The sequence below is a fragment of the Blautia sp. SC05B48 genome (assembly GCF_005848555.1).
In the GTDB taxonomy this organism is placed as follows: domain Bacteria; phylum Bacillota; class Clostridia; order Lachnospirales; family Lachnospiraceae; genus Blautia_A.
This window is the reverse complement of record NZ_CP040518.1, coordinates 1,779,926-1,800,499: the sequence shown is the minus strand read 5'-3', so window position 1 is coordinate 1,800,499 and position 20,574 is coordinate 1,779,926. Positions and strand designations below refer to the sequence as shown.

The 20,574-nt window shown below is 45.9% G+C and carries 12 protein-coding genes and 1 other annotated feature; of the genes, 2 read left to right on the top strand and 10 right to left on the bottom strand.

Going from position 1 to position 20,574, the window contains the following annotated elements; genetic code table 11:
- The first annotated feature begins 11 nt into the window (after positions 1-11).
- Entirely contained in the window at positions 12-1,166 is a 1,155-nt protein-coding gene (locus EYS05_RS08290) for a serine hydrolase (RefSeq protein ID WP_118512714.1), read from the top strand.
- A 42-nt stretch (positions 1,167-1,208) separates the two neighbouring features.
- Positions 1,209-3,830, top strand: a complete 2,622-nt coding sequence (locus EYS05_RS08285; RefSeq protein WP_138276983.1) for a CAP domain-containing protein — start codon at positions 1,209-1,211, stop codon at positions 3,828-3,830.
- A 101-nt stretch (positions 3,831-3,931) separates the two neighbouring features.
- Here the strand turns inward: EYS05_RS08285 and EYS05_RS08280 are convergent, their stop codons facing one another.
- From EYS05_RS08280 to upp, 10 genes are all read right to left on the bottom strand, one after another.
- Positions 3,932-5,158 carry a hypothetical protein gene (locus tag EYS05_RS08280; protein ID WP_138276982.1) on the bottom strand — a complete coding sequence of 409 codons (1,227 nt, stop codon included), beginning with the start codon at positions 5,156-5,158 and terminating at the stop codon, positions 3,932-3,934.
- A 42-nt stretch (positions 5,159-5,200) separates the two neighbouring features.
- Positions 5,201-6,016 (bottom strand): PP2C family protein-serine/threonine phosphatase, encoded by an 816-nt coding sequence (locus EYS05_RS08275; RefSeq protein WP_138276981.1) that lies wholly within the window; start codon positions 6,014-6,016, stop codon positions 5,201-5,203.
- 30 nt (positions 6,017-6,046) lie between these two features.
- The gene (locus EYS05_RS08270) at positions 6,047-7,996 is read right to left on the bottom strand and encodes a serine/threonine protein kinase (protein WP_138276980.1); all 1,950 of its coding nucleotides are present in this window, start codon (positions 7,994-7,996) and stop codon (positions 6,047-6,049) included.
- Between the two features lie 97 nt (positions 7,997-8,093).
- The gene (gene rpoC, locus EYS05_RS08265; protein ID WP_138276979.1) at positions 8,094-11,792 is read right to left on the bottom strand and encodes a DNA-directed RNA polymerase subunit beta'; all 3,699 of its coding nucleotides are present in this window, start codon (positions 11,790-11,792) and stop codon (positions 8,094-8,096) included.
- Between the two features lie 17 nt (positions 11,793-11,809).
- Positions 11,810-15,667 (bottom strand): DNA-directed RNA polymerase subunit beta, encoded by a 3,858-nt coding sequence (gene rpoB, locus EYS05_RS08260; protein WP_138276978.1) that lies wholly within the window; start codon positions 15,665-15,667, stop codon positions 11,810-11,812.
- Positions 15,668-15,892: 225 nt separating this feature from the next.
- Entirely contained in the window at positions 15,893-18,049 is a 2,157-nt protein-coding gene (locus tag EYS05_RS08255) for a right-handed parallel beta-helix repeat-containing protein (RefSeq protein WP_138276977.1), read from the bottom strand.
- Positions 17,965-18,528 (bottom strand): hypothetical protein, encoded by a 564-nt coding sequence (locus EYS05_RS08250; RefSeq protein ID WP_138276976.1) that lies wholly within the window; start codon positions 18,526-18,528, stop codon positions 17,965-17,967. Before EYS05_RS08250 ends, EYS05_RS08255 begins: the two co-directional genes overlap by 85 nt.
- Positions 18,529-18,677: 149 nt before the next feature.
- The gene (rplL, locus tag EYS05_RS08245) at positions 18,678-19,052 is read right to left on the bottom strand and encodes a 50S ribosomal protein L7/L12 (protein WP_015526302.1); all 375 of its coding nucleotides are present in this window, start codon (positions 19,050-19,052) and stop codon (positions 18,678-18,680) included.
- A 75-nt stretch (positions 19,053-19,127) separates the two neighbouring features.
- A complete protein-coding gene (rplJ, locus tag EYS05_RS08240) occupies positions 19,128-19,637 on the bottom strand; it encodes a 50S ribosomal protein L10 (RefSeq protein ID WP_138276975.1) in 510 nt (169 codons plus the stop codon).
- A gap of 51 nt (positions 19,638-19,688) precedes the next feature.
- Positions 19,689-19,825, bottom strand: a sequence feature (ribosomal protein L10 leader region).
- Between the two features lie 50 nt (positions 19,826-19,875).
- Positions 19,876-20,505 (bottom strand): uracil phosphoribosyltransferase, encoded by a 630-nt coding sequence (gene upp / locus EYS05_RS08235; RefSeq protein WP_118623620.1) that lies wholly within the window; start codon positions 20,503-20,505, stop codon positions 19,876-19,878.
- Positions 20,506-20,574: the final 69 nt, after the last annotated feature.

Genomic DNA, 20,574 nt, shown 5'->3' with positions numbered 1-20,574 from the left:
TTTGTTTATATATGAAAAAAAATACATTTCTGTATATTGTGATCGCAGTGCTTGTCATCGCACTGGCAGGACTTGGGGCACTGAATGTCCGCTCCCTAGACAAGCTTGCTTCTCTCCAGACAAAAGTTAACAAGCTGCAGAAAAGTGTGCAGGAGGTTTCTGATTCTGCCGCTGAGCTCAGCAGCAAAGCCGATCAGCTGGATGCTCTTTATCCTGATGATCCTACCGTTTCCAGCGCTGCTGCCGCAGCATCTTCAGCTGAAATCCAAGGTCCTTCCGTACAGGAAGAATCCACAGATACATCTGCAGCTTCCGATTCTTCCGAATCTTCCGGCAGCAAGGACAGTTCTTCTTCCACTCAGGAAGAAGGAACACTTTCCCCATCCAGCGGAGGCACTTTCACAGACAATTCAGACTCCAGTATGGACAACCTTCTGAACCAGGTACAGTCCCTTCTTCCCACCGATAACGGAACCTGGTCCGTGTATGTATGCAACCTTGCAAAAAATACCGAGGGAGCCATCAATGACCAGCAGATGCAGGCTGCCAGCCTGATCAAGCTCTATATCATGGGTGCCGTATACGAAGATTATGACAGTCTTTCCTCCAAATACAGCAAAGATGCCCTGGACAATGCGCTGAATTCCATGATCACCGTCAGTGACAACGATGCAGCCAACACTCTTGTCAACTACCTCGGCGGCGGTGATGATGCAGCCGGAATGGCACGTGTGAACAAATTCTGCCAGGATCATGGATACACCAGCACATCCATGGGACGTCTTCTTCTTGCAGATAATTCCAACGGAGATAACTACACTTCTGCAAAAGACTGCGGAAAATTCCTGAAGACCATCTACCAGATCGACAAGGGTACTGCTACCGACAATAATGACACACTTGCAGGAGCGGAATACATGTACCGCCTCCTGAAAATGCAGACCAGAAAAAACAAGATCCCGGCTCAGATGCCTTCCAATGTAAAGGTTGCCAACAAAACCGGTGAACTGGACACCGTAGAAAATGATGCCGGCATCATCTATGACACAGCCAAGGGAATCGACCTGGTAGTCTGCTTTATGTCACAGGATCTTAACGACACCACAGCCGCACAGAACACCATCGCACAGGACAGCCGTGCGATCTATGGCTACTACAACGAATAACGAAAGAAAACATCTACATTTTTTACCGAAAAGGAAAACATCATGAACGAGACAAAAGAGGAAAAAACAAGACATTTATTCTGGCCGGCGCTGCTGCTCCTGCTTCTTCTGCTGGCACCAGTCCACATGGTCCGTGTGCAGGCAGCCTCTGACCAGAGTACAGTTGAGCTGAAACTCAGCCAGGGTATCCGCCGCTATGACTATGCTTACCAGGTCCTTGATCTGGTAAATCAGGAGCGTGCCAAAAAGAACCGGAATCCTGTCACTATGGATAAGAACCTTCTGGAATGCGCCATGACCAGAGCAGAAGAACTGACCGTTTACGCCAGTCATACCCGTCCCAATGGTTCCATCTGTTTTTCAGCCTTTCCTTATTTTGAGGATCCAAGTGAAAATCTTGCGATCAACCAGGGAACTCCTGAAGAAGTTATGGAATCATGGATCGAATCTTCCGGACATTACACGAACATCATGAATTCCAAAAATGTTTCTGCCGGAATCGGCTGCTACTCACAGAACGGTCATCTCTACTGGATCCAGTGCTTTTCTTCTCACGCAGCAGAAACCTGCACACAGCCTGCCAACCAGAATGTCTCCCCTGTTCTTTCCGTGCTTCCACGCCTAATGAACATCCATTTTAATGTATCTTCTCCTGTAAAATTCACAGAAGAACAGAAGACTCTGACCATTTATGCAACCTGTAACGGATTCAGCTATATGAGTTCCAGCCTCGACCCGTCTTCTTTTACATGGTCAACAGGTGATCCATCTGTTGCTACTGTGGATCAGAGTGGTGTGATCCGGCTGAAAAGTAAAGGAAACACAACAGTTACCGCAACACTGAAATCCTGCCCTGACAAAATACTGACTGCAGATCTCAATGCCTACTATGATCTGGAAGATTCCAAAGAAACATCCCTGACCTATACAGGTTCCTGGAAGTATACCGGAAAGCCTATTACTTTTTCCCCTGTACTTAAGTTTCATGACCGCACACTGACTGAGGGAAAAGATTACACTCTGTCTTTCTCCAACAATCAAAACAGCGGTGTGGGAACTTTCACGATCACAGGTCTTGGCCTTTATTCCGGAACTCTGACGAATAATTTCGGTATCTGGCAGATCAATCTCTCTCAGGCAGAGGTTACTTTTTCCCAGTCCTCCTATCTGTATACCGGAACTCCACTGACCCCGAAGCCAACCGTCACATGGAATGGTATAACCCTGACAGAAAATGTAGATTATACACTCTCCTGGCATAACAATGCCCAACAGGGAAACGCTTATGTTACTGTCTCCGGTAAGGGAAATTTCACCGGTGAAACAAATAAATCTTTCTACATCGATCTTACCCCGATCACAGAAGCTGAGATCGGTGATATCCCGGATTATGAATATGCTCCTGGCAAAGAATTCAAGCCGGAGCCAACGGTCACATTAAATGGTGTTACTTTAAAGAAAGATGTTGATTATACCCTTTCTTATTTTGATAACACCATGGCAAGTTCCAGAACCAACAGACCTCGTGTCCATATAACCGGTATCGGCATTTACAGAAGCGGTTTTTCCAAATACTTCACCATCAATCCACTGAAGCTCTCCGGCGAGACGATCGAACTTCCGGATACTAATTGTGGAAATGGATCTGTAACCACTTTCCTGCGGAATCATCTTGTGATCACCTATAATGGCGTACAGCTGACCTCCGACGATTACTCGATCACTTCCCTGCGCTGTTCTGCTTGCAATGAAATCCTTGGTTTTTCTATTTCCTACAAGCAGAATTATTCCGGAACGAGGCAGATGACATCTGTAAAACGCTGTGATCTTTCGGACATTCCGGAACAGATTTTCAGTGGTAATGCAGTAACGCCGAAACCGACTGTAAAATACGGCTCTGCTACACTTCAGGAAGGTACCGATTATGTCCTTTCCTGGGCGGATAACACAAAGACTGGTACCGGATCTGTAACTGTCACCGGAATCAATAAATATTTTGTAAGCCAGACCCTGACCTTTAAAATATCCGCTCCGGCACCGACAGTTACGCCAACTCCGAAACCAACCAACACTCCAACTCCGAAACCAACCAGCACTCCGGCTCCAGCGGTTGTGAAATTAACAGCGCCGGCAATCAAGGCTTCCACATCCTGGAACAGCTGTACACTCCGCTGGAACCGTGTAAAGAATTCCCAGAATTATATTCTCTACAGAAAAACAAATTCCGGAAAATACGCAAAGATCAAAACTTTAAACGCAAATACTACTTCATACAAAGACACAAAGATCACTATCGGAAATAAGTATTCTTACGTGATCCGTGCAAGCCGAAAAACATCCTCCGGTTATATCTACAGTCCAACTTCCAAAGCAGTGACCGTGAAACCGAATCTGCTCCGTCCGTCCACAAAGCTTAAAACCCTCAAAGGAAAACAGATACTTTCCTGGAAAAAAGTTCCCGGAGCAACCGGCTATGTCCTCTATCAGAAAAAAGGAAACGGCTCCTTCAAAAAAGTAAAAACCGTTTCCGCCAGAAACTTAAATTATACGTTTAAAACATCAAAGAACACCACATACAGTTACAGAGTGGTTCCATACCGTACTATAAACAGAAAAGCAAAGACAGGACCTGCAAGTGCGGTAAAAACCGGAAAAGCAAGATAACAGCGGATAAGCGGGCAGTCAGGCCAGGCAAATGGTCGAACCAGTCATCCGCATTCAGCAAAAAAGGATGATGCGCAAGCACAATACGCATCATCCTTTTTTCAATTCTTTTCTTCTCCCTCTTCATAGGATTTTTCCCAAATCTCGGAAAATACTGCCAGCGGACAGTCTGTCAGCAGGCACATCAGAAGAAAGCACTCATATGGGTTCACTATGTAGATCTCACTCATTTCACAGCGGGCCAGGATTTCCTGGATCTCCTCCAGAAAATGGCGGTATCTTGTATACGGATCATCATCTGCCATCTCCTGAGAGATCACAAAAAACTCCAGCGTGATCAGATCGAACCGCTCCACCGGAAATTTATGGTTCAGGATATTGTTGATCCTCTGGCGGCTGAAGCGCTTCTGGCTGAAATGTTTTGCCAGAATGGATGCGGACATCTTTTTGAGATTTCCCATTTTATTAATAGGAATCCCGCTGCAGATAACCTTTTCCAGATCCGAAGCACTGATATTCTCAGGCTTCCAGATCTTTTTGCCACCGTTTTCTTCCTCATCTTCCTGATACATGGCTGCAATGATCTTCTTTGCCCGCTCCAGAAGGATCATAAATTCCTGAAAAGCCTGGCTCTTCTCTGATTTCGGATCATCATGTCTTCCTTTCAGAAAAGCCAGATATTCCCGAAGCTTTTCTTCACTGTCCAGACAAAGCCCTGTGCCATACACGATCTCTCCGGTCTTTTTTTCCACCGGAGTCATCTGTTTGTAGGTTTCTTTATATTCCTCAGCTTTATAATAGCCAAGATGATTCCGATAGCAATACCAGTAGATCACTTCTTCCGGATTATGAAAATCAAAATCCTGCTCACGAAGCACCCGGGTCAGAAAATCTGAAACATCCTCTGTACTCATCCGAAGTCCGAACCCCAGAAGAAAAACTGTTTCACGCTTCACAGATGCCTGAGTCAGCCAGTTATTCACCAGAGAACTCAGTTTGGCTGATGTAGGTGACATGGATTTCGGTGTGTAGGTTTCCTTGAAGGATTCCACAACGATCTCCCTGTAGACTTCCTGAGGCACCTGGGAAAAAGGCTCCTCAAGCTCTGCACGCTCATACACATATCGTTTCAGATAGTCACCAAAGGAAACCAGTTCCATCTCCTTGTAAAGATAATGAAAAATAACATCTGCATCCTCATCCTCAAAGGAATCCAGACTGACAACCTGGCGGAACTTCTGTGCCGCCTTTCTTGTAAATTCAAAGTCCTTCACTGAATCGAAGGCAACTGTCTGTTCAAAATCAAGATCCTGCATTCGATTTCTCATCACAAATTTTCTCCTTATCCCTTTTCTTACTCCCCGGGTTTATTACCGTCCGGTACTGTGGCGTTCTGCCCAGCGTTTGAGAAGATTTTTTTCTTCATAGCCGCTGATCTGTGCAAGGACCAGTGTCACATTATCTCTGCCGCCTCTTTCCAGTGCCTGTTCCAGGATCTTACCTACTTTTTCTTCTGCGGTTTCTGTCCCGTCAAGGATCTTCTGAAGCTCCTGATCAGAAAGCATGTCTGTCACTCCATCTGAACAGATCAGATACGAGCTTCCCGGCTGATAACCGATCTCCACGATAGAAGGCTCCAGTGCCATGTTTTCTTCCTGGAAGCCCAGATACTGCGTCAGCGGGGCTTTTCCCAGCATTTTTCCACTGATCACATGGTCCGTGGAAATCTGCTGGAGCTTCCCCTGAAAATGACGGTAGATACGGCTATCCCCAAGGTTGCAGGCATAGATCGCCTTTTCACTGAAAGACAAAAGTGCCATGGTTGTTCCCATGCTTCTGATACAGTTTTCATTGCTGTAGCGACATACTGCCTCATTCATATTTTCGCAGGCTCCTGTCAGAAAAACCACAGGCTCTTTTTTCAGGGTCTTTTTGTTTTCTTCATAGAAGCCTCCCAGCGCTTCCACAGCTGCAGAAGCTGCCATTTCACCGCAGCTTTCTCCGCCCATGCCGTCAAAAACGGCCAACATTGGAAGCTGCCAGTGCTGTGTATGACCTGCCAGGATCCCGTCAACCCCCTGGTTGTGCACCGGCAGACGCACTCCGCAGCACCAGAAATTATCCTCATTATTTGTCCTCACCTTTCCGGTGTGACATGTATACGCATAATCAATCTGATAGGCCATTCTTTTTCCTTTCGTAAAACCCCTTCGACATTACTGCTGAAGCTCCACTACAGAATTACTCCAGTATTTGTCTCCCAGTTCTACATATTTGTCGTTATCGCTCTCTTTATCATGAACCTTACCATCTGCATCGATCCATCGGATCAGAAGGCCGTCCTGATAATAAAAATACTGCTTCTCATCTCCGTCCCATACATAAGTATAAAACATCTGCTCGCCCCAGTAAAAATATTCCTCATAAACGCCATCTGCGGAACTGCCGGGATATACAAGTACTTTGGCGATCTCTCCTGATCCATTATAAAAGCGCAGACGATCCCCCTCTGTACCTTCACGTCTATAGCTGTCCAGAGCATTTTCTATGGTTGTCGCATGGTCACGTATCGTTTCCATTGCCTGTGCGAAACTTTTATCCGAATTGTCTGCAGTACCGAAATTTCCTTTGTTCAGAGCATCAGAATCATCAGAATCTGTATACGAAGGCTCTCCATTATCCGCAGGTTTCCGTATCGTTCGTACCGCAAGGATCCCGCCGATCAGTACAACAAGGATCCCGGCAGTTATGAGCATTCTGAAAATACCTTTCCGCCTCTTTCTGTCATCGGTTTTTCCGCCATTCTCTGGCACGGATCCCTCCCACTCCTGGAGATTCTGGTCACGGTCGTCTTCCAGATCTGTGATAGAGGTAACTCTGGGCTTTACAGCTCCGGTTTTTCTTATACCGGGCTCTGACTGAAGGGAACGTCCTGACGGATAGCCGGACCGGCTATCTTTTTCATATACTGTTTTTTCGGATGCAGATTTCTGAGGCTTCTGTATTGTGCTCTGAGCCTTTGGCGTATTCCGGGCTGCATTTTTTACTATTTCTCCGGCTATCGGTTTCTCCGGCTGTACGGATGCCGGCGCAGGATTTCTACGTGCCTGACGGATCGCATTCGTATTCAGCTGACTTGTTCTTGCCAGCTGTCTGGCGGCACCCTCCTGGAGAAACTTCGGCATGGACTCCGGAACAGGTCTTTCCTCCACTGGTTTCTGTTTCTCATGAACTCCCTGTTCTCTGTTTGCCGCTCCATATCGGAGTTCTTCCAGTGCTTCCCGAAACTTGTCAGGAGTCTGATATCGTTCTTTTGCATCATAAGCACAGGCTTTTAAGATAACGGAGCCGAAAGCCTCTCCTGCATCCACAGGTGGTGGCGGTGTTTCACCTGACATCCTCCTCGTGAGTGCGTTTTCCTTATCTCTATATGTGATCAGTTGTTTTTCAAGATTCAGAAACGGAAGTCTGTTATGATTCATCAGTTTATATAACACCAGGCCAAGTGCATAAATGTCCACCCTGCTGTCGTACTGTTCTCCCCTGTACATCTCCGGCGCCATATAAGAATAAGTTCCCTTTTTGGAAAGGGTACTCATGGTTTTTTCCAGTTCTCTGGCGATTCCAAAGTCCCCCAGCTTGAAATCCCCGAACCTGGATACAAAAATATTCTCAGGTTTGATATCCCTGTGGATGATGTGAAGCTGCCCACAGTATTCCAGTGATCTGCAAAGATCGATACCTAGCTTCATCACTTCTTTTTCTGTGAGATTTTTTCCCGCATAATATTCCATGAAGCTTGTGAGATATTCCATGCGGATAAAAATATCCCATCCGATCTCGTCCAGATATTCCATCACCTTGTAATCTTCTACAGATACAATATGGGAATTTCCCCGGAAATACTCCATGGTGCTTACTTCCTGAATGCACTCCTCCACCAGATTTTCAAAATAACCGCGGACAGATTTTTCATCACCGGATTCTGAGCGCACACTGTCCAGCTCCCCTTTACTGGCGGGGATTGTGATTATCTTAATTGCCGAGTAAAAAGAACGTCCCTTCTCAGTTCTCTGAGCTTTATACACTCTTCCAAAAGAGCCTTCCCCGATCTTGCTTACGATCTTCCATTCCGGCCACGGGGAAATTGGCAGTTCCTTGTCCATCGCAATCCCTCCTCTCTCAGAAAATCCCTGCTTATAAACAGAAATCTCCCTCCGGATTTCCGGGGGAGATTTATTTATATTAGCAAGGTATATCGACTTATTCTTCTACCGGTGCAGTTTCCTCTGCTGTCTCTTCAACAGCAATGGTCTCTTCCTCCGGAGCAGTCTCAGTCTTCTCTTCCTCTACGGAAATTTCCTCTGTATCCTCAGGCTCCTCGGAAGCTGTTTTTACTTCCGGCATTCCTGTGTCAAGACTGATCTCACTGTAACGCTTCATACCTGTACCTGCAGGAATCAGCTTACCGATGATAACGTTCTCTTTCAGACCGATCAGCGGATCGACCTTACCTTTGATAGCAGCCTCTGTCAGGACTTTTGTTGTTTCCTGGAAGGATGCTGCTGACAGGAAAGAGTTTGTAGCAAGGGATGCCTTGGTAATACCAAGCATAACCTGTTTGCCCTCTGCCGGCTGTTTGCCCTCTGCCTCAAGTTTCTCGTTAACTTCCTCAACATCAAGGACATCAACAAGTGTTCCTGGCAGGAACTCTGTATCTCCGTTATCCTCGATACGGATCTTCTTCAGCATCTGATGAACGATAACCTCGATATGCTTATCGTTGATCTCAACACCCTGCAGACGATATACACGCTGAACCTCACGGATCATGTAATCCTGAACTGCACGCACACCCTTGATTCTCAGGATATCATGCGGATTTACACTACCTTCTGTCAGCTCATCACCGGCCTCAAGAACCTGTCCATCAAGGACTTTGATACGAGAACCGTATGGGATCAGGTAAGTCTTGGAATCGCCTGTCTCCGGATCATTTACGATGATCTCACGTTTCTTCTTAGTGTCGTTGATCGTGGCAACACCTGGGATCTCTGTGATGATCGCAAGACCCTTCGGCTTTCTTGCCTCGAAAAGCTCCTCGACACGAGGAAGACCCTGTGTGATATCTCCACCGGCAACACCACCGGTATGGAAAGTACGCATGGTCAGCTGTGTACCTGGCTCACCGATAGACTGTGCTGCAATGATACCAACAGACTCACCAACCTGTACCGGCTCACCGGTAGCCATGTTCGCACCATAACATTTTGCGCAGACACCAACCTTGCACTTACAGGAAAGGATGGTACGGATCTTCAGTTTGTCGATCGGTCCGCCTGTCTGGTTGCTTACGCCCTCTTTCATGATACGGGCTGCACGCTTCGGTGTGATCATGTGGTTTGCTTTAACAAGGATTTCTCCGTCTTTATTCTTAACTGTCTCACAGGAGAAACGTCCTGTGATACGCTCCTGAAGACTCTCGATCTCTTCTTTTCCGTCCATGAATCCACGAACGACCATACCGGAAATCTCTGCTCTGTTCTCACAGCAGTCCGCCTCACGAACGATCAGATCCTGAGATACGTCAACAAGTCGTCTTGTCAGGTATCCGGAATCGGCTGTACGAAGAGCGGTATCAGAAAGACCTTTACGAGCTCCATGAGCAGACATGAAGTACTCCAGTACGTCAAGACCTTCACGGAAGTTTGACTTGATCGGGAGCTCAATGGTATGACCGGTTGTATCAGCCATCAGTCCTCGCATTCCGGCAAGCTGTTTGATCTGCTTATCGGAACCACGGGCTCCGGAGTCAGCCATCATGAAGATGTTGTTGTACTTATCAAGACCTGTAAGAAGTGCCTTTGTAAGCTCATCATCGGTCTTCTTCCAGGTATCAACAACCTCTTTGTAACGCTCTTCCTCAGTGATAAGACCACGTTTGTAGTTCTTTGTGATACGGTCAACAGTATCCTGAGCCTGCTTGATCATCTCCGGCTTCTGCGGCGGCACGGTCATATCGGAAATAGATACGGTCATGGCTGCACGTGTGGAGTATTTGTAACCCATAGCCTTAACGGAGTCAAGCACCTCGGCTGTCTTTGTTGCACCGTGAGTATTGATAACCTTTTCAAGGATCTGCTTCAGCTGTTTCTTACCTACAAGGAAATCAACCTCAAGAAGCAGTTCGTTTCCAGGTATGCTTCTGTCCACAAATCCAAGATCCTGCGGAAGGATCTCGTTAAACAGGAAACGTCCCAGCGTAGAATGAACATTGCCGCTTAAAACAGTTCCGTCCGGCATTGTCTTATGGCAATGAACAATGATCTTTGTCTGGAGTGTGATGACCTTGTTCTCATATGCAAGAATTGCCTCGTTGACACTCTTGAAGAACTTGCCCTCACCCTTGTTTCCAGGTCTCTCCTGTGTCAGGTAGTAGATACCAAGGACCATATCCTGTGAAGGAACGGCTACAGGACCACCATCTGACGGTTTCAGAAGGTTGTTCGGTGATAACAGAAGGAAACGGCACTCTGCCTGTGCTTCCTGAGAAAGCGGGAGATGTACGGCCATCTGGTCACCATCGAAGTCAGCGTTGAACGCGGTACAAACAAGTGGATGAAGCTTGATCGCCTTACCTTCTACAAGGATCGGCTCGAACGCCTGGATACCCAGACGATGCAGTGTAGGTGCACGGTTAAGCATAACCGGATGCTCTTTAATGACGTCCTCAAGGACATCCCATACTGCAGGCTCAAGTTTCTCTACCATCTTCTTGGCATTTTTGATATTGTGAGATGTTCCGTTAGCAACAAGCTCTTTCATAACGAAAGGTTTGAACAGCTCGATAGCCATCTCTTTCGGAAGACCACACTGATAGATCTTCAGCTCAGGTCCTACGACGATTACAGAACGTCCGGAGTAGTCAACTCGTTTACCAAGAAGGTTCTGACGGAAACGTCCGGATTTACCTTTCAGCATATCGGAAAGGGATTTCAGAGCTCTGTTTCCAGGGCCTGTTACAGGACGTCCACGGCGTCCGTTATCGATCAGGGCATCTACAGCCTCCTGCAGCATACGCTTCTCGTTGCGGACAATGATATCCGGAGCACCAAGCTCCAGAAGTCTTTTCAGACGGTTGTTTCTGTTGATGATCCTTCTGTAAAGATCATTCAGGTCAGATGTTGCAAAACGTCCTCCGTCCAGCTGTACCATAGGACGAAGATCCGGCGGGATAACCGGGATAACGGTCATGATCATCCACTCAGGACGGTTGCCGGACTCACGGAAGGACTCCACAACTTCAAGACGTTTGATGATTCTTGCACGTTTCTGGCCTGTTGCGTCCACAAGCTCTGCCTTCAGTTCTTCGGAATCCTTTTCAAGATCGATAGCCTGAAGGAGCTCCATGATGGACTCGGCACCCATACCTACACGGAATCCTTCTCCGTAAGACTCACGTGCTTCCTGGTACTCACGCTCGGTGAGTACCTGTTTGTACATAAGTCCGGAATCTGCAGGATCCAGAACGATATAGTTAGCAAAGTAAAGCACTTTCTCCAGTGTTCTCGGAGAAATATCAAGGATCAGACCCATACGGGACGGAATTCCTTTAAAGTACCAGATATGAGACACCGGAGCTGCAAGCTCGATGTGTCCCATACGCTCTCTACGAACGGCAGATTTGGTTACTTCAACACCGCATCTGTCGCAGACAACGCCTTTATAGCGAATTTTTTTGTACTTTCCACAGTGGCACTCCCAGTCCTTGCTCGGTCCGAAAATTCTTTCACAGAAAAGACCATCCTTCTCAGGCTTCAAGGTTCTGTAGTTGATCGTTTCAGGTTTTAAAACCTCACCGTGTGACCACTCTCTGATCTTCTCAGGGGACGCCAGTCCGATCTTGATGGCATCGAAAGTCATTGGCTGATATGTTTCATTGGCGTTGGTTGTTTCTGCCATGTATTCTTTCCCCTTTCTTATTCCTCATCATCAAAGGACTCTTCAAACTCGATCATATCATCTTCGTCTTCCATGTCCTCATCTTCTTCTACATTGACAAGCTCTTCTCCGCTGAACTCCTGCTTGGTATAGCCGTGTTTACCGAAGGACTCCTCATCTCTGCGTCCTCTGGAATCGCCCTCGATGACATGACGAAGATCAGTATCTCCGTAATCAGAGGTTTCCATAATGTGTACCTCTGATCCGTCCTCGCTGAGCACACGTACATCCAGACCAAGAGACTGAAGCTCTTTAAGAAGTACCTTAAAGGACTCAGGAATACCTGGCTCAGGAATGTTGTCACCTTTGATGATCGCTTCATAGGTCTTAACACGTCCGATCACATCATCAGACTTCACTGTCAGGATCTCCTGCAGTGTGTAGGAAGCACCATATGCCTCCAGTGCCCAAACCTCCATCTCTCCGAAACGCTGTCCACCGAACTGAGCTTTACCACCCAGAGGCTGCTGTGTTACCAGGGAGTATGGACCTGTGGAACGTGCATGGATCTTATCATCTACCAGATGATGCAGCTTCAGGTAGTGCATGTGACCGATAGTTACAGGGCTGTCGAAGTACTCGCCTGTACGTCCGTCACGAAGTCTTACCTTACCGTCTCTGGAGATCGGAACGCCCTTCCAGAGTGCTCTGTGAGCTTTATTCTCATCGAGATACTGCATAACATCCGGTGCAAGGATGTCTTTATATTTCTCACGGAATTCCTCAAAGTCTTCCGTATTAACGTAATCGTTGGCAAGCTCCAGAGTATCCTGGATATCAACCTCGTTTGCGCCATCGAATACAGGTGTTGCAATATTGAAGCCAAGTGCTTTGGCAGCAAGGCTCAAGTGGATCTCCAGGACCTGTCCGATGTTCATTCGGGAAGGTACACCCAGAGGATTCAGCACGATATCAAGAGGACGTCCGTTTGGAAGGAATGGCATATCCTCAACCGGAAGTACACGGGAAACGACACCCTTGTTACCATGACGACCAGCCATCTTATCACCAACGGAGATCTTTCTCTTCTGTGCAATATAAATACGTACTGCCTGATTTACTCCAGGACTCAGCTCATCGCCGTTCTCTCTTGTAAATACCTTGGCATCTACGATAATACCATACTCACCGTGCGGTACCTTAAGGGAAGTATCACGTACCTCTCTTGCCTTCTCACCGAAGATAGCACGAAGGAGACGCTCCTCAGCAGTAAGCTCAGTTTCTCCCTTAGGAGTAACCTTACCGACAAGGATATCACCGGCACGTACCTCAGCACCGATACGGATGATACCGCGCTCATCCAGATCCTTCAGAGCGTCATCGCCGACACCCGGAACGTCACGTGTGATCTCTTCCGGTCCCAGCTTGGTATCACGGGATTCTGCCTCATATTCCTCAATATGGACAGATGTATAAACATCATTCTGTACCAGTTTCTCACTAAGAAGAACAGCATCCTCGTAGTTATAACCCTCCCAGGTCATAAATCCGATCAGCGGGTTCTTACCAAGTGCAAGCTCACCATTGGATGTAGACGGGCCATCCGCGATAACCTGTCCTGCCTCAACATGCTCACCCTGGAACACGATCGGTCTCTGGTTGTAGCAGTTGCTCTGGTTGCTTCGCATAAATTTAGTCAGATGATAATCATCTTTTGTTCCGTCATCATTCTTGATAGAGATATCTGTAGATGTGGAACGAAGTACTGTACCTGCTTTTCTTGCAACAACGCATACACCGGAGTCAACAGCTGTCTTGGTCTCCATACCTGTACCAACAACCGGAGCCTCTGTTGTAAGAAGCGGAACGGCCTGACGCTGCATGTTGGATCCCATCAGCGCACGGTTCGCATCATCGTTCTGCAGGAACGGGATCAGGGCTGTAGCAACGGAGAATACCATTCGCGGAGATACATCCATGTAATCGAACATGTGCTGCTCGTACTCCTGTGTCTCCTCGCGGTAACGACCGGAAACGTTCTTATGAAGGAAGTGTCCCTCTTCATCCAGTGGCTCATTCGCCTGTGCTACATGATAATTATCTTCCTCATCCGCTGTCATGTATACAACCTCATCGGTTACACGCGGGTTGGAAGGATCTGTTTTGTCGATCTTTCTATACGGAGCCTCTACGAAGCCGTACTGATTGATCCTTGCATAGGATGCAAGGGAGTTGATAAGACCGATGTTCGGTCCCTCAGGAGTCTCGATCGGGCACATTCTTCCATAGTGGGAATAATGTACGTCTCGAACCTCGAATCCGGCTCTGTCTCGTGACAGACCGCCAGGTCCCAGTGCGGAAAGTCTTCTCTTGTGAGTCAGCTCTCCAAGCGGGTTGTTCTGATCCATGAACTGTGACAGCTGGGATGATCCGAAGAACTCTTTTACTGCTGCAGTTACCGGTTTGATATTGATCAGGGACTGCGGAGAAATGCTCTCTGTGTCCTGTGTTGTCATTCTCTCACGTACCACACGCTCAAGTCTGGAAAGACCGATGCGGTACTGATTCTGAAGCAGCTCACCGACAGCACGGATACGACGGTTGCCCAGGTGGTCGATATCATCATCGTTACCAAGGCCATACTCCAGATGCATATTGTAGTTAATGGACGCAAGGATATCTTCCTTGGTGATGTGTTTCGGGATCAGGTCGTGGATATCACGTTTGATCGCATCACATCTGTCCTCAAATGTGTCATTTTCTTCCAGAATTTTTTCGAGCACTGGGTAGTATACTAATTCTGTAACACCCAGGGACTTCGGATCCTCAAGCTCCGGCAGATAGTGACGGATATCAACCATAAGGCTGGAAAGGACTTTGATTTCTCTCTCCTCACCCTGGATCCATACGTACGGAACTGCGGAATTCTGTAATGTATCAGCAAGCTCTTTTGTAACAAGTGTCTCAGCCTCAGCAAGGATCTCACCTGTTGTTGTATCTACAACATCCTGAGAAAGCTTGTGGCCTACGATACGTTTATTGAAATGAAGCTTCTTATTAAATTTATAACGTCCGACTTTGGCAAGGTCATATCTTCTCGGATCGAAGAACATTGCCATGATCAGGCTCTCTGCGCTCTCTACTGCAAGCGGCTCGCCCGGACGGATCTTCTTATACAGCTCAAGGAGACCTTCCTGATAGTTTGTGGAGGTATCCTTTGTAAAGCTGGCAAGGATCTTTGGCTCTTCACCAAACAGATCGATGATCTCAGCATTGGTTCCAATGCCCAGTGCACGGATCAGAACAGTGATCGGAACCTTTCTTGTTCTGTCTACACGTACATAAAATACATCATTTGAATCTGTCTCGTACTCCAGCCATGCACCTCTGTTCGGAATTACAGTACTGGAAAACAGTCTCTTACCAAGCTTATCATGAGCGATCGCGTAGTAGATTCCAGGGGAACGTACTAACTGGCTGACAATAACACGCTCAGCACCATTGATAACAAAGGTACCCGTAGCTGTCATCAGCGGTAAATCTCCCATGAAAATCTCGTGTTCGTTGATCTCTTCTGTTTCCTTATTGATCAGCCTTACTCGAACCTTCAAAGGTGCGGCATAAGTCACGTCACGTTCTTTACACTGCTCGATGGAATATTTTGCATCTTTTTCATCGTATGTGAAATCGATGAATTCCAGACTGAGCTTTCCGCCGTAATCTGCGATCGGAGAAATATCATCAAATACTTCTTTTAAACCTTCGTCAAGAAACCACTGGTAGGAATCTTTCTGAACTTCGATCAGGTTTGGCATTTCCAGGACTTCTTTTTGTCTCTGGTAGCTCATACGCATGCTTTTTCCAGTTTTTACAGAACGAATTCTGTTTTTTTCCATTGACGTTTCACCCCTGTTTTTTTATTATTTATTACAACATGATCCCGCCTGACCTTTAGGCAGGCATATCTAGCCATAATATAGCATCCTCCACTTTAACATAAGAAAAAAAGTGTGTCAAGCACTTTTTTTGATTTTTTTACATTTTTCAAAAAAAAGATTCTGTTCCTTCTATACATACGATGTATGGATATCCGGAACAGAATCTTTTTTTATCACACATACTTACTTCACAACAGTATTTACTGTTACTGTATTTCCGTATTTATCTTTTGAGACAAGTTTCAGAGCAGTATTCTTTTTTTGCTTCTTTATTTTAATAACGTACTGTTTCTTTTTGTTTACGGATGATACCCCCAGCTTTGTCTGTTTTCCGGAACGCTGCACATATGCAATAACTGTCTGGCTGCCTGATGCAGTTCCGCTTATAGCTGTACTTCTTGATGTAACAGTTCTGCATGAAGGACGGTTGATGCCGGTCCATCCTTTGCAGCTTTTTACATATATCGCCTGAACCTTTCCGTTTTCGCAAAATGTATTCTTTTTCATGACCGGTATTACAGATGCATATGCATAAACACCATTCCCCGTATTTTTCTCCGCACGGTTTCCTGATACTTCGGATACTTTTGATTTCCAGAGCAAAATACCACTTTTTGCATTTGATGTCACACGATTGCTTTTTACCCTGACTCCGCCGACCACATACTCAATTTTCACGCCATGATTTTTGTTGGATAAACAGGTATTACCAAGAACATTATTGTTCTTTCCTGCATTTACACGTATTCCCGAGCCGGCCGCTGATTTAACAGTATTCTTCTGTGCAGTGGATGAAGTATTTACAGATTGCAGATAAATTCCATCTCCGCCTGCTCCGGAAACAGTATTCTGCTCTACAAGATTTCTCTGTTCTGATCCTGCTGCATAGACAGAACCGGAGAGATAAATTCCCGTATTTGCAGTTCCGGACACTGTATTCCTGCTGATAACGCTTCCTCTGGAATCCTGGGCATAAATCCCAAAATTGGAATATGAAGAAGTTTTTTTCATTGTTACCTGATTATCTGTTACGGTATCTGTGTCAGTAAGAGACATGCTGATTCCGTTTCCATATCCGCTGATCTGATTATCTTCTACAGTCACACCTTTCACCGGATATATCTTTTTAGGGAGCACAGCTCCATCTTTTTTCATATTATAGCCTGAAACTTTTATACCACTGCAGATCCATGCAATTCCACCAATGCTGGTAGTTCTGGCAAGACTGATGTAGTTTCCTGCCACACGAAGATTCCTGTTTTTCAGCATGTTCGGCCCATCATCATAGCCTGGCGTCTGGTGTGTATTGCTGCTCACAGAAGAAATGTCCACTCCATTTCCCACATTTACCATGGTATTATTTTCTGCTGTAGAATCTTCATAATTCATAAACCTTATACAGCGTTTTTTTACATTATGGAAAGTATTATTCGTAACTGTGATCCTTTTATATGTTTTTCCGGACATCATACTGTGCGTTCCCAGCCCTGTAAAGACATCTTCGAACACATTTCCATCGATCACAAAATCTTCACAGGTCGTTCCATCATAAGGTCTGTACTGCGGAAAAACATTGCTCTCATCTGTACAGCAGTCGATCTGAATACATTCCTGTCCGCCTTCCACATAATTCTTATAATAGCCACTGAATGTACAGCCTGTGATCTTGGCATTTTTCACTCCGCCAAATTCCAGAAAATGAGATTTCAGATTATTAAGAAATGTAGCATTTTTAATCGTAACATTCGTAGCATGTCCAATGCAAAATCCCACAAATCCGCCTGGTGCATCCTTATTTTCCACACACTGATAATTGTAGTCCCAGGTTCCTCCATCGATCACAATGTTGCGATATCCATCATATCCGCCTTCTGAATCTTTGGTATTTCCAAGACGGAGGATCAGATGTTTGGTGGTAGACGTTTTTGTAATATTAGCGTCTCTTGCATATAAGTACATATTACTGTACATGCAAAGTGTACCTGTCAGTTCATAATTTCCCGGTGGAATTATGATCTTGCAGGGATTTTCATCTGTGGCCTGATCTTTCAGTTCAAGAAACAGTGTATTCAAGGGCGCTGTGATATCCTGTCCTTCCTCAACTTCCAGAGTCACAGTCTGATAAGTTCCAAGTTCTCCATCTGAAGCATCTCCTGCGGAAAAATCCCCAGCAGCATTGGCATCATCTGTAAAATCAGCCGGTGCCTGACCTGCGCCTTCATCAGCTTTATTATTATCCGGCTCTGCGACGTTTTCTACATTACCGTTTTCCTGCTGAAGCTGAAGTTCTTCGGAACCGTTATCGCCGTTCTCCGTTCCTTCGGAAAAATCTGCCGGCAATTCTCCGCTGATACTGCCATCTGTTGTCTGAATATCCTCACTGCCAGCTTCCGCTGCTGCATTGTCAGAAATATTCTTATTTGTGTCAAAATCTCCATCTGTGCTTCCATCTGAAAATGTGTCTTCAGTTGAATTTTCCGATATTTCCTCATCCCCGGTGCCTCTGATACATCCACTGCTTCTACAGCACCTGACTCTATTTTTGTCCAGGATGCCTGTGATGCAGGAACCACACTGCCATCGTTATCCAGCACAAGCGGATCCAGATCCTGTCCCGGCATATTTTCCTCTTCTTCAAGCTCCTCCTGCTGCTGCATTGCAGCTTCCTGAGCCCGAAGTTCATCCAGAGGATTTTTCACGTTTACAGTTATATTTTTTACATTTTTTCCGACAGACACTGTCCTGGCTGCCGTCGGAAAAGAAACTCCTGTGATTCCCAACGCAGCAGCAAGGATACAGGCCATTATTTTTCGTTTCATATTCCATCCACCCTTTCCTGTCTCCTTTATTATCCTTTCTTTTTCTTCAAAAATCAAGATTTACCCTGGATTTTTTCACTAAAAAAGGCTGCTGTGCCGCCGGTAAACCGGCAGTCACAACAGCCTTTAAAACTTCTGATCTGATCGGATTATTTAAGTGTAACCTTAGCTCCCTCAGCCTCAAGTTTAGTTTTGATGTCCTCAGCCTCAGCTTTGGATGCGCCCTCTTTAACAACCTTCGGAGCACCATCAACGATAGCTTTAGCCTCTTTAAGTCCAAGACCTGTAACCTCACGAACAACTTTGATAACTTTAACTTTGTTAGCGCCAACCTCTGTAAGCTCTACGTCAAACTCATCTTTCTCCTCAGCTGCCTCGCCTGCTGCACCTGCTGCTGCTACAACAACACCTGCTGCTGCGGAAACGCCGAACTCTTCCTCACAAGCTTTTACAAGGTCATTTAACTCTAATACAGATAATTCTTTGATTGCTGCAATAAATTCTTCTGTTGTTAATTTTGCCATTTTAATTTCCCTCCATTTATAAATTTTAATTAATAATCATGCGGTCGTTATGCCGCCAATTGCACGTTGCTGGGATTACTCAGCAGCTGCTGCGTCAGCTCCACCGTTCTGCTCTGCGATCTGATTAAGCACACGAGCGAAGTTTGCGATCGGAGACTGCATGCTTCCAAGCAGTTTTCCAAGAAGTTCCTCTCTTGAAGGAATTGTGGACAGTGCCTGAATTCCGGCCTGATCATTGTAGTTACCTTCAACTACACCTGCGATCAGCTCCAGTGCCGGGAACTGTTTTGCATATTTAGCAAGGATTCTTGCCGGAGCAGTTGCGTCTGTCTCGGAGATAGCGATCGCATTTGTGCCATGTAAATGATCACTGAGGCTCTCAAATGCTGTACCCTCGAATGCACGACGCATCATGGTATTTTTGTATACCTTGTACTGAACACCAGCTTCTCTTAACTCTTTACGAAGAATTGTATCCTGCTCAACTGTAAGACCGCTGTAGTTTACAAGTACAACAGACTGTGCGTCTTTAATGCAGTTAGAAATCTCTTCTACGATTGGTTGTTTCAGTTCTACTTTTGCCATAAAATGGTACACCTCCTTATAGATTTTGTATACCGCCGTCGCAATAAGTCAATCTGTTTAAAAAAAGACCTTACTGCTTCGCAATAAGGCCTTGTGTAATCTTAACTCAGAATACTTGGACCTCGGTAGGCGTTTTGATCCTTATGCCTTACGGCACCTACTGTCTTCGGCAGCGTTCTTAGGTACAATACCATAACAGTGCCGGGTGTGTCAAGTATTTTTTAAGATTTTTTCAAAATTATTTAGTACCAAAAATACGGTCTCCGGCATCTCCAAGTCCCGGGCAGATGTAAGCGTTCTCATTGAGCTCTCTGTCAAGGGAACCACAGTAGATCTGTACATCCGGATGTGCCTCGTGAAGTCGTTTCAGTCCTTCAGGAGCTGCGATGATGCACATAAACTTGATATTCTTTCCGCCCTGTTTCTTGACAAAATCAATGGCAGCTTCGGCAGAACCGCCGGTTGCAAGCATCGGATCAACGATCACTGAAATACGCTCGTCAATAGATTCAGGAAGCTTACAGTAATACTCATGGGGCTCATGTGTTACCGGATCACGGTAAAGTCCCACATGTCCGACCTTTGCAGACGGTACCAGTGTGAGAATGCTGTTTACCATTCCAAGTCCTGCGCGGAGGACCGGGATCACTGCCAGCTTCTTACCTGAGATCATCGGTGTCTTACAGGTTTCTATCGGTGTCTCGATTTCCACTTCCTCTGTAGGAAGATCACGAAGTGCCTCATATCCCATCAGGATTCCGATCTCCTCCACCAGCTTACGGAACTCGTTTGTTCCTGTACTTTTGTCACGGAGCATTGAAATTTTGTGTTTGATCAGCGGGTGATCCATAATATAAACATTTTCCATTTTTTCCATCGTGATTTCCTCTCTTTGTCTGTGTTTTTGTAAAGCGAAACTTCTCATTCCACTCTGCTT